General features: G+C 45.6%; 11 protein-coding genes. 7 read left to right on the top strand and 4 right to left on the bottom strand.

The genetic code is table 11. From position 1 onward, the window contains the following. Nucleotides 1–55 precede the first annotated feature (55 nt). On the bottom strand, nucleotides 56–655 hold the full coding sequence (gene rpsD / locus MHH25_RS20415) for a 30S ribosomal protein S4 (RefSeq protein ID WP_017687421.1): 600 nt from the start codon (nucleotides 653–655) through the stop codon (nucleotides 56–58). Nucleotides 656–1,120: 465 nt separating this feature from the next. On the opposite strand from rpsD, the gene MHH25_RS20410 reads away from it, so the two are divergent. From MHH25_RS20410 to MHH25_RS20390, 5 genes are all read left to right on the top strand, one after another. Beyond that, nucleotides 1,121–3,112, top strand: a complete 1,992-nt coding sequence (locus MHH25_RS20410; protein WP_340017933.1) for a sensor domain-containing diguanylate cyclase — start codon at nucleotides 1,121–1,123, stop codon at nucleotides 3,110–3,112. Between the two features lie 101 nt (nucleotides 3,113–3,213). Next, complete coding sequence (locus MHH25_RS20405; RefSeq protein ID WP_076250858.1) at nucleotides 3,214–4,104, top strand: hypothetical protein; 891 nt, start codon at nucleotides 3,214–3,216, stop codon at nucleotides 4,102–4,104. Between the two features lie 111 nt (nucleotides 4,105–4,215). After that, on the top strand, nucleotides 4,216–5,331 hold the full coding sequence (locus tag MHH25_RS20400) for an aminopeptidase (protein ID WP_076328038.1): 1,116 nt from the start codon (nucleotides 4,216–4,218) through the stop codon (nucleotides 5,329–5,331). Between the two features lie 96 nt (nucleotides 5,332–5,427). Then, nucleotides 5,428–5,673: an HPr family phosphocarrier protein gene (locus MHH25_RS20395; RefSeq protein ID WP_036614658.1), complete on the top strand. Its 246-nt coding sequence runs from the start codon at nucleotides 5,428–5,430 to the stop codon at nucleotides 5,671–5,673. Between the two features lie 225 nt (nucleotides 5,674–5,898). Then, entirely contained in the window at nucleotides 5,899–6,192 is a 294-nt protein-coding gene (locus tag MHH25_RS20390; protein ID WP_036614657.1) for a YlaN family protein, read from the top strand. Nucleotides 6,193–6,378: 186 nt separating this feature from the next. On the opposite strand, the gene cax is transcribed toward MHH25_RS20390, so the two are convergent. Next, nucleotides 6,379–7,449, bottom strand: coding sequence for a calcium/proton exchanger (cax, locus tag MHH25_RS20385; RefSeq protein WP_036674882.1), 1,071 nt, complete (start codon nucleotides 7,447–7,449; stop codon nucleotides 6,379–6,381). A 184-nt stretch (nucleotides 7,450–7,633) separates the two neighbouring features. Between cax and MHH25_RS20380 the strand changes: the two genes are divergently transcribed. Continuing rightward, entirely contained in the window at nucleotides 7,634–7,996 is a 363-nt protein-coding gene (locus MHH25_RS20380; RefSeq protein WP_017687428.1) for an Asp23/Gls24 family envelope stress response protein, read from the top strand. Between the two features lie 129 nt (nucleotides 7,997–8,125). On the opposite strand, the gene ftsW is transcribed toward MHH25_RS20380, so the two are convergent. Next, nucleotides 8,126–9,418 (bottom strand): putative lipid II flippase FtsW, encoded by a 1,293-nt coding sequence (ftsW, locus tag MHH25_RS20375; RefSeq protein WP_211084814.1) that lies wholly within the window; start codon nucleotides 9,416–9,418, stop codon nucleotides 8,126–8,128. 13 nt (nucleotides 9,419–9,431) lie between these two features. Continuing rightward, nucleotides 9,432–9,779, bottom strand: a complete 348-nt coding sequence (locus MHH25_RS20370; RefSeq protein ID WP_036614650.1) for a YugN family protein — start codon at nucleotides 9,777–9,779, stop codon at nucleotides 9,432–9,434. A 210-nt stretch (nucleotides 9,780–9,989) separates the two neighbouring features. Between MHH25_RS20370 and MHH25_RS20365 the strand changes: the two genes are divergently transcribed. Then, on the top strand, nucleotides 9,990–11,159 hold the full coding sequence (locus tag MHH25_RS20365; protein WP_036614645.1) for a M20 family metallopeptidase: 1,170 nt from the start codon (nucleotides 9,990–9,992) through the stop codon (nucleotides 11,157–11,159). Nucleotides 11,160–11,262: the final 103 nt, after the last annotated feature.

Genomic DNA, 11,262 nt, shown 5'->3' with positions numbered 1-11,262 from the left:
TGTCGAGAAAATCTCGACAGCTGTTTGGGTTGAAACTTTAATGTGATTGCAACGATTAACGGTTGTAGAACTCGACGATTTGTTTTTCATCGATGTCTTGGGACAATTCAGCACGCTCAGGCAAGCGGATGAATTTACCTTCTACAGCTGCTTCGTTGTATTCAACGTATGCTGGAAGATGCGAACGGCCTTCCAAAGCTTCTTTAATGGAAGAAAGAGCGCGGCTCTTCTCACGCAAGCCGATTACATCGCCAGTGCTTACTTGGTAAGAAGCGATATCGACTTTTTTACCGTTTACAGTTACGTGACCGTGTGCTACCAACTGACGCGCTCCAGCGCGGGAGTTAGCAAACCCAAGGCGGTAAACGAGGTTGTCAAGGCGGCACTCAAGCAAGAACATGAAGTTCTCACCGGCAATACCTTGCATTTTTTGAGCTTTAGAGAACAGTGTGCGGAATTGCTTCTCGCCCAAACCGTACATGTGGCGCAATTTTTGTTTTTCTTGCAATTGCATACCGTAGTTGCTGATTTTTCTGCGTTGGTTAGCTCCGTGCTGACCTGGAGGGAAAGGACGTTTCAATTCTTTGCCTGTTCCGCTAAGGGAAATGCCGAGGCGACGGCTCAATTTAAATTTAGGACCAGTGTAACGTGCCATGTTTAAAGTAGCTCCTTTTTAGTTAAAGTTCATATTAGGGCTCTGTTTGCGCTCCAATTTGTTGATGCGGGCTTGGCCACGCATAGAACGATCAGGAAAGTTCAGCCGCTGTCCTGAAAGCAACAAAAAGAATGAGGGTGACACAACCGGTAATGCCCAAATTTAAAGACCCATTAGTAGTCTTCATCAACAATTTATATTACAGTTTAAGAGAAACAAAGTCAAGCGCAGAATAAAAGCAAAAAAACGTCTAAATTTGTCGATAGGTCATTGGGCCTAAAATAATGGGACAATTTTCTGAAATATGGATGCAAAAATGGTTTAAACAGAGTAAAATAGATTGTATCTTAACTTTAAATCATCTTTATGTAACAAGGTTATCGCAACGAATTTGCAGGTTTGCGATAACGTCTGCAGATTAATGCATCCTGGTGGATGCAAAAACGGTGCAAAGGAGCGCCTGACATGTTAGAACATCTAAGAAGTTTACCTGCCAGCTTGAATTCACGAAGTTCGGGCGATTCCGCATCTTTTGCCGCTCCTCGTTCTCATGAAGAGCATGTGTTGTGGATGCAAAAAATGGATATCACACCTTTTGATTTTTCATATTTGGGCAGCTTGCTAGAGCAGGCATACAGTGACTGGAACTCCAGAGTGGGTTCAAGGCTGGCCAGACCATCAACCTTTTACAGCGTGTGGAACACGGAAGGTGATTGCATAGGATACGATAGCGATCATGAAACTGATCCGGGCGTAAATGCACGCAGGCTGGTATTGGAATGTTTGGATAAGAGACAGGCCCTGTCCCTTAAAGGGACAAGCGAACACGGAGAATATCTTATAATAACACATCCCTTATTCTCCAGAACTAACAAGGATATGTTTGCCGTATTCACTGCTGTGATCTATGAATCCAATGGATATGAAACGTCTGAAGCTGTGGTTCAATCTGAGGCATTGCATTATCACACCTGCTTTTACCGAAGATTCGAATACATATTTATGACGGACCTGTTACATGCTCATGAACAAACAGCTCGTGAGGAACACCGGAGGTCCATCCTCTTTCAGATTGTTCAGCGAATGCATGACAAAATGGATGTCGAGGCCATATTGGATGAGGTATTTGACAGTATGGATTACTTGTACCCGGCCACTTATATCAAATTGTATATGTCTCAGGATCAGAGCAACTCTGATCCACGGATTAAACCGTTGCTTGTCCACGAGCGAGGAGAAGATATTTGTGTGCGTTCATTTATGGAAGGTAAGCTGATCGTTGCTCGCTCACATGATGCAGAGAACCGCATTGTAGATGTAGGGATTCCGCTGAAAGGCAAACAAGGCATATACGGTGTGTTCCATATCGAAATGAATGAAGAGATTATGGAAGAATCGGACTTGCAATTGATTACGATGATGGTAGACACTGCAGGAACGGCCTTTGAGAACGCCAAGTTGCATGAACAATCCAATATGTTAATTCAGGAACTTCGTTTAATTAATGATCTTACACAGCGGTTGAACAAGAGTCTGCATCTTTCAGAGATTTATCAATTATCCGAACAAGAGTTAAAGGAAATATTCCAGGCTGAAACGTGTTGCATTCTTCAACTCAATGACAGTACCAATGACTTCGAAGTCATGTCATCTAACGTGAAAGATGTTTTTCACCGATCCTTTTCTGTAGACTACGGTATCGCAGGTTTGGTCTATCGAACAGAGGAACCGCTTATTATAGCCAATTATGCGCAATTTGATAAAGTGTCCTCCTTTTTCATGGAAGATACGGGATCCATGTCACTGATTGCATCACCGATCAGAGTCAATGGTGAAGTGAAGGGTGCCATTTTGCTGGGACACAGTAGAGAGCACTACTTTTCATATGATAACTATAGGCTCTTGCAGATGTTATCTATTCATATCGGGCTTGCCCTGTCAAATGCCACACTGCATGCCGAGGTTCGGCGCTTGGCTAATCTGGATATGTTGACAGGCCTGTACGTGAGGCATTATCTGGACAGTGTGATTCACGAGCGACAGGCTCATGAATTCTGTGGCTCCCTCATTGTGGTGGATATTGATCAGTTCAAACAGGTGAATGACACATTCGGACACCAGACGGGGGATCAAGTATTGAAGCAAGTGAGTGAGATCGTCACCAGCTCTGTTCGCTCGGAGGATGTCTGCGCCAGATGGGGTGGAGAAGAACTGGCGATCTATATGCCACAGGTGAGTGTAAGGCAGGCGTTAGATTATGCGGAAGTGATTCGAAAGAGAGTCGCAGAAGAGACCAGACCGCCCGTTACGGTATCCAGTGGCATCGCAGAGTGGAGTTGGATGGATGAAAAGGTCAGTGTAGAGTCCTTGTTTTATCGGGCTGATATGGCTTTGTACAGCGCCAAGAATGGTGGTCGGAACAGAATCGTTGTAGAGGAACAGGAAGTAACACGTTAAGAGAGAACAATTCCAATTGCGGAGTCGTTCTCTTTTTTTGTGCATGGGAGAATCAAGATGTGTATAGAAGGAAGTATAAGCGTATACGGGCGGGGCAATCTATGGAGAAAGTTCATGGAAGGGTGAAGATAGACATGTTTAACCGCCATTCGGTACGTACATTATGGTTATTTGTGAGCATCGTGATTATTGGTGTTCCGGGTTGTGGATTAATCCAGCGAGATCAAACGCCTGAAGAGGTCTTTTCCTTGGCTTTATCGGGGATAGCGGGAAAAGAAACGTTGAGTTTTGAAGGAGAGGCAGGACTTCGACGGGAAAACAGTGGGCTGTTTGAGAATCAGTTCAAATTCGAAGGCAAGCTGGAGAATCATGATCGTTTGACCCTTCAGACCCGATTACCTGGAGAAGTAACTGCTGTGGGGACAGGCATTCAAACAACTGCCGTAAAAAATAATGGACAGCCCAGTGGGTTTAGCGCCTCTTTCGAGCGGAAACAAGGGCAATGGATGGCATTGTCAGCGCAGCATGAGCCGCTGCGTGGGTCTCTTTCTCGATTTAATCCAATTGCCCAATTGGAGAAGATCGATGGGATGCACAAAACCATTCAATCCGAGTATGGTGCTGGTCGTCGAACCAGAACATTACGGATTGAACTTGCACCGGAAGACGCCAAATCATGGGCTGTAACCCAGCTAAACGACGAGATGAACGCCATTCGGGCAGAATATATGCATAAGGCAGCTACGGTGAAAGGGGCGCGTAAGGAGAAGCTTGAGAAGGATCTGGAGAAAGTTTGGAAACAGGGTGAAACAACGATGCAACAGATGATGAAACAAGCGAGCGTGCAGACGGTATATCATCTCACGGTAGATCGGAAGAGCAGTCTGCCTCTTCGCTTATCCTCTGAAAGTCAGATGAGTTACACGGACAACAACCGTAAAAGTAACAAAGAAGCCCTTGTCACCGATGTTAACTTCAAGTCATATCAATAAACGAAGTGAGGGACTGCCTGCTGACGGGAGGACTGTTCGCGTGCTACAATAGTATCGTAATTTACCGTTGTTCAATTCAAGTATGGCAGATGACAGGAGGATTTTACCAAGATGAAAGACCCAAGAATTCAAAAGCTTGCAGCAAACCTGGTGGGCTATTCAGTAGATGTACAGCCTGGTGAAAATGTATTGGTTGAGATGATTGGATCGGAACGTGATCTGATTAACGCCATTATTGAAGAGGTAGGAAAAAAAGGTGGTAACGTCTTTGTACAGTTGACTGATAAAACCGTACAGCGTGCGATGCTGAAAAATGCCACAGAAGAAATGATGAAAACATGGGCAGAGATTGATCTGAACCGTATGAAACAGATGGATTGTTATATCGGTATTCGTGCGGGAGAAAATGTGAATGATCTGTCCGATGTGCCGGAAGAAAAAATGAAAATGTACAATTCATTGTACTCCCACCCGGTACATAGTGAACAACGTGTCAAACATACGAAATGGGTTGTACTGCGTTACCCTAACGCAAGTATGGCGCAACTCGCCAATACAAGTACAGAAGCGTTCGAAGATTTCTACTTCGACGTATGTAACCTGGATTACGCCAAAATGGACAAAGCGCAGGACTCGCTTGCTAACCTGATGAAGCGGACGGATAAAGTTCGTATCACCGGACCAGGAACAGAGCTGAGCTTCTCCATTAAAGATATCGGTGCAGAGAAATGTTCTGGCCAAAAAAATATCCCGGATGGCGAAGTGTACAGTGCCCCTGTGCGCAATTCCGTGAACGGAACGATTAGTTATAACTCGCCAACCCTGTACAATGGAGTGACTTTTGAAAATATCAAGTTCACGTTCAAGGATGGCAAAATTGTTGAAGCGACAAGTAACGATACAGAGCGTTTGAATGAAATCCTGAATTCGGATGAGGGTGCTCGTCATATCGGTGAATTTGCAATTGGATTTAACCCGCATATTCTTCATCCGATGAAAGACATCCTGTTTGATGAGAAAATCGCAGGCAGCTTACACTTTACGCCAGGTCAGGCGTATGAAGAAACCGACAATGGCAACCGCTCGTCTATCCACTGGGATCTCGTATTAATCCAGCGTCCGGATTATGGCGGCGGGGAGATTTATTTTGACGATGTGCTGATTCGTAAAGACGGTATTTTTGTCATTCCTGAGCTGGAATGCTTGAATCCGGACCGTTTGAAGTAGGAACAGGATTTTGCTGTTGCTAGGAAAGCGGATTCACGGTATCATGTAGTGGTAATTAATAGATGATACCAATAGTAAAAAGACGGAGGGATTCCTATGTCGAGTAATAACGCGGCTGTAGTAGAAATTGCTCAAACAGCAGGCAAGTTTACTTCTTCAATCGTGCTTCATTCGGAGAACAAGTATATCGATGTAAAAAGTATTCTCGGATTGTTTACAACGCTGATCAGCACGCACAGCTATGAACTGCATGTTCATGGTCCAGATGCAGTTGAAGCGAAAGCAGCCATGTCAGAAGTATTTGCCAAGCATGGACTGAATGTAAGCATCGCATCTGAGTAATAGCTCTCAAGAAGCACCTTTGCCTTTTTTGGCAGGGGTGTTTTTTGGCATGGAATGATCTGAATACTCGTCTGGACGTGACTGGAACAGGTGGATTAAGCTTCAACAAAAGGCTTAACTTTGCGGGCTTATTTTGGTCAGGTTCTTGTATTAGCTCTTCATTTCGTCTAATATTAGAGGTAGAACGTCTTTACGCGATTTTTGGGACATAGGGGGGAAAAATGCATGACTTCATCTGATCTGCAGGACCAGCTGAGTTTGAAAGCGATCAGTCTTCTTCAAGAAGATGCAGATAAAATACAGAAGCTTATTGAAGTACAGATGGAGAATCTGGCTACCCGCTACTGCCCTCTCTATGAGGAAGTATTGGATACACAGATGTATGGGTTCTCCAAAGAAGTTGATTTTGCTGTTCGTGCAGGGCTCCTTCCAGAAGGTGCAGGTAAGCAGCTGGTTAGCGCGCTTGAGCGGAATTTGGCAATTTTATATGAAGCCTTGAACAAGAAGAATGAGCAATAGCCTGCAAATGCGCGGGTCAGAATAGAAGGCATGCAGGCGTTTATGCATGCTTTTTTTGTGCGCCTGAACGGGACTGGGATGAAAGCCAGCCGGAAGGCGTATACAAATAAAGAGACAGCTCCAAATGTATATTGGGGCTGCCTCTTGTGGCTTGTTTATTTTAATCATGGCTACGTGAGGGCCTGGTTACACCAGGAAGAAGGATACACCGAGTATGATATATACGACGAGCAGGAGTAAACCTTCGTACCAATTCGTTGAACCATCTTGGGTAATGGACTTCGCAATAAATACGGATACGCCGATGGCGACCAGTTCAATCGTTGTGAATACGATATCCATGGTTCTGCCTGTGAAGTAGCTCACAAAAATCAGTACAGGAGCAACGAAGAGTGCGATCTGCAAGCTGCTGCCAACCGCAATTTCCACGGCGGCTCCAATTTTATTTTTCATGGCAAGCATGATGGCTGCACTGTGTTCGGCGGCATTACCAATGATGGCCACAAGGAATGCACCGACAAACAGTTCGCTAAGTCCAAATTCCGAAGTGAAGACTTCAAGCGTGCCCACCAGCCATTCACTGACGAAGGCAACCATGACTGTTGCGAGCACCAGGTAGAGAATAGATTTTTTCTTGGACCACGCCGGAGCATGCTCATGAGGTAGCTCTTCGTCGCGATCCTCAGTGACGTCTGCAAGGTAGTTCTTATGTGTCACCATGGAGAATAGCAACCACGCAATATACGCGAGGATGAGCAATCCGGCCACGATGAGACTAAGTGTATTGGTGTCTTTCTGTGTAATGGAATGTGTATTGAGAAAGACTGCCGGAATAAACAGGGCAATGATGGCAACAATCATCAGGGAACCATTCAGACCTGCAAGGGAAACATTATAATTCTGAATTTTGAACTTGAGTCCTCCGGCAAAAATACTTAACCCGAGCACTAACAGCAGATTTCCGATGATGGAACCTGTCAGACTAGCTTTGACCATGTCGAAGAGTCCCTCTTTGACGAGGAAAATGGCGATGATCAATTCGGCAGCATTGCCGAAGGTGGCATTCAAGAATCCACCTAGCCGCTGTCCGGCGTAGTGGGCTACATTTTCGGTGGCTTTGCCTAAAAAACCGGCCACAAAAATAACCGAAATGGCTGATATCACGAACTGTAGAATCGAATCCCATTTCAAGTAGTGGGCGATGGCACTGAGTGCAAAGAACGCAATCAGCAAAATGGATGAAATCCGGTTTCTCACAACAAACACCTCGGTTATAAATTATTTTGTTTTTGAATTACACTGTAAATCGCTTATGAGATTATTTTCATATTTCAATATAACCAAATGGTGGTAGGTTGTAAACGCATCTTTTTGAGTTTAATTTGCTTTTTGGGGTGGAAAGGATTTAAAATACGAGTAACGAAGTGAAGGAGGATGTGGCATGGCAGAACAACTTCAACTGGAGAGCGGAAACATCCGGATTGCCGATGACGTGGTTGCAAAAATTGCCGGAATGGCTGCAATGGAAACACCCGGAATTGCCGCAATGTCTGGAGGATTGTCAGAGGGCTGGGCGAAGCGACTCAGCGGTAAAAACGTACAGAAAGGCGTGAGCGTTGAGGTCGGCCAGCTGGAAGCAGCCATTGACCTGCGCATCATCGTCCTGTACGAAACCCCGATTCATGAAGTTTCCCGTATGCTTCAGCAGAATGTAAGAGAAGCGGTAGAGACCATGACCGGATTACGCGTGGTTGAAGTCAATGTAAAGGTAGAAGGCGTATCTTTCAAAGGCGACGATCTGTAGAAATCGCAATCCGCAATGGAGGACAGAGTCATATTGACCTGTTCTTCATCTTGATAGACAGAATTGTAACGAGTACACATAAAAAGGCTGTGCATCCATTGGGTGCACAGCCTTTTTTGAGTTTCTTTTTTATCGAATCCGACGGATGGACTCCCGTGAACGAAGAGCAGGAGAGGTACGAGTCTGTGTCTGTACAGTCACGGACTTGGTTTTCTCTTCCTTGATCACGTCCAGATTGTTAGTACGTGAGATACTGAGCAGAATGCCCATGGCAACCATCATCACAAAGAGTGAGGTGCCCCCATAACTGATAAACGGAAGCGTAACCCCCGTCACCGGAATGGTCTGAGTCACACCACCGATGTTGATAAATGCCTGAATCGCGATCAGTCCCATGATACCTATGCCGACCAATGTTCCGAATGGATCGGGACAGCGGAGAGAGACAATAATTCCGCGCCAGATGAAGTACAGGTAAACAAGCAGGAATAATGCACTTCCGATGAATCCGAGTTCTTCCCCAATTACGGAGAAAATAAAGTCATTATACGCGTTTGGCAAATAATGCAACTTCATCGTACCTTGTCCAATCCCGGAACCTGTTATGCCGCCATCACCAATGGCAACAAGGGAACGGTAAAGGTTAAGACTTCCGTCCGTGGGATCTGATAAAGGGTCCAAAAAAGCTTGAATTCGTCCGATTTTATAGTTCTGCTTGACTTCTGTAACAGAGACAGTTGAACTTGAGCTATCTGAAGGAGACATGGAAGAAAACAGGGAATTCGCTCCAAACGCCAGTGCCCCACCGAGTACAACCAGGAGAATCGAACCCAGGATATGTTTCATACTGGCTCCACCGGCATAGATCAAGAGACCACAGGTGGACACCAGAATGAAGGTGGTACCGAAGTCTGGTTGCAGCATAATCAGCCCTGCGATGAATCCAACGATGAACAAGACGGGAACGTACCCTGTCTTGAAAACCCTGAATTTCTCACCTTTTTTGGTAATAAGAGCAGAGAGATAGAGAATGATAGCAATTTTCGCGAACTCTGCAGGCTGAAGACTGAAACCAAAAATGTGAATCCAGCTTCGTGCACCGTTCAATACTGCACCTGAGATCAAAACAATCACCAGCATGACCGTAGTGAGCAGGAAAAAGGGTGCATAGAGCTTTTTGTACTTGTTGAAGCGGATATTCATGGCAAAAAACATGCCAAATAGACCGATAATCGCCCACATAAGTTGTTTTTTCGTGAAGTAAAGGGCATCATTGTTAAATTTATCGCTTGCGATTGCAATGCTGGAACTGGAGCTGAATACCATCACCAGTCCAAAGCCCACCAACAATAAAGTGAGGATTAGCAGTTGAAAATCCGGCGTGCCTCTCTTCGTTTTCGTTTGGGCCGTTTGTTGTTTCATCGTTTGGCCCAGCCTATGCTTCCAGCAGTTCTTTAAGCTGCTGTAATTTTTGGGCTGCCAGCTTCACGACTGGTTGCGGAACGGAAGAGTCATAATCCAGGCCGTGAGGGAAAGTGGCTTTGCCAAGGTATACTGCTTCAACAGCAAGAACGGTATCCGGTTTTTCCAATTTGCCTTCCACAGCGCGGGTATTAATGCGTACAAAGTATTCTGAGTTGGTTAGTTCATCTTCAATTTTGTAGTCATATGTAGCACGGTAATATTCCCATTGCCACCGGACAAATCCGACTTTCTCGGCGCTCTCATCCAGGTATGCCAAGTCGCTCTTCAAGCCATCCAAGCCTGTATTCTCAAAAATCATAAGCGTTTGATCCTCCTCATAAGCTTCCGAGTATAATTTCTCGAGTATTTCTCTAGTTCATGATAGTATGTTTCCCCTTCCCGTGCAAGCTTTCCAAAGGCGTTTCGTATCGGTTTTCTTCCAATTCTGCTACAATATACAGCAATAGGTTTGAAGAGGCAGGTTCGGGCTTGATCCAAGTCCCGTTCAAGATTGAAAGGGTGGAGAGACATGACTAATAATATATGGTGGGAAGATCTGCAGATCCACATGGTGGAATGGCGGCGTCACCTTCATCGCAATCCAGAGGTTTCCTTTCATGAGGAGAAGACATCCTCTTTTGTAGCGGATATGTTGGAGAGTTTTGGCGTTGAAGTGAGGCGTCATGTTGGTGGCCACGGGGTCATCGGTACCATTCGTGGGGACAAGCCGGGTCCTGTCGTCATGCTGCGAGCTGATATGGACGCACTGCCAATTCAGGATGAGAAGAATATCGAGTATGCGTCACAACAAGCAGGAGCGATGCATGCATGCGGCCACGATGGTCATATCTCGATCTTGCTCGGTACGGCGTTGTATTTTAGCCGTCACAAGCAGGAGGTCCAAGGAGAGATTCGCTTTTTGTTCCAGCCAGCAGAAGAACTGCTTCCGGGTGGTGCAGTTCAGGTCATTGCGGATGGTGCGCTTGAAGGCGTGGATGTCATATATGGCATTCATCTGTGGACCCCGTTGCCTATAGGTGTTGTTGCCAGTAAAGCAGGACCGATGATGGCGGCGGCGGACGATTTTTACATTGAGATCAAAGGCAAAGGTGGACATGGCGGGATGCCACAATCCACGATAGATAGTCTTATCGCGGGTTCTGCGCTTGTGATGCAGCTTCAGACCGTTGTCAGTCGTTCGGTGGATCCATTGCAACCCGCGGTGCTGACCATTGGTACAATACAGGCGGGCTCGGCTCAGAATGTAATTGCAGAGCAATGCAAAATGAGCGGTACGGTAAGAACGTTTGATGAAGAGACCCGAAACGGGATGAAAGAGCGCGTGCTTACCATGGTAGCCCAGACAGGGGCAGCTTATGGGGCAGAGACGCAAGTGAAATATATTATGGGATATCCGCCTGTGGTGAACGATGAACAGGAGACAGCACGTTTCTTCAGAGAAGCTACAGAATTATTTGGGGCAGAACGAGTGCAAGCTTCCCCAATGCTGATGCCAGCGGAAGATTTTGCGTATTATCTGCAGAAGGTTCCAGGGTGCTTTATGTTTGTTGGAGCAGGCAATCCGGATAAAAATGCGATCTATCCGCATCATCATCCGATGTTTGATTTTGATGAAGACGCAATGCAGACGGCCGTTAGATTGTTCATAGCTATGGCCAAGGGTTACACAGCCGAATGACTTTATAGCTAGTTGGGCATCCTGTTCATACCGAGGTATGGGCAGGATGTTTTTTTGTGGATTTTATAGATGTTGTTCAAAAAGTCCACTTCTCGGTACTGAA

This window comes from Paenibacillus sp. FSL H3-0457, assembly GCF_037981725.1.
Lineage (GTDB): Bacteria > Bacillota > Bacilli > Paenibacillales > Paenibacillaceae > Paenibacillus > Paenibacillus amylolyticus.
This window is presented reverse-complemented; position numbering and strand designations above follow the sequence as displayed.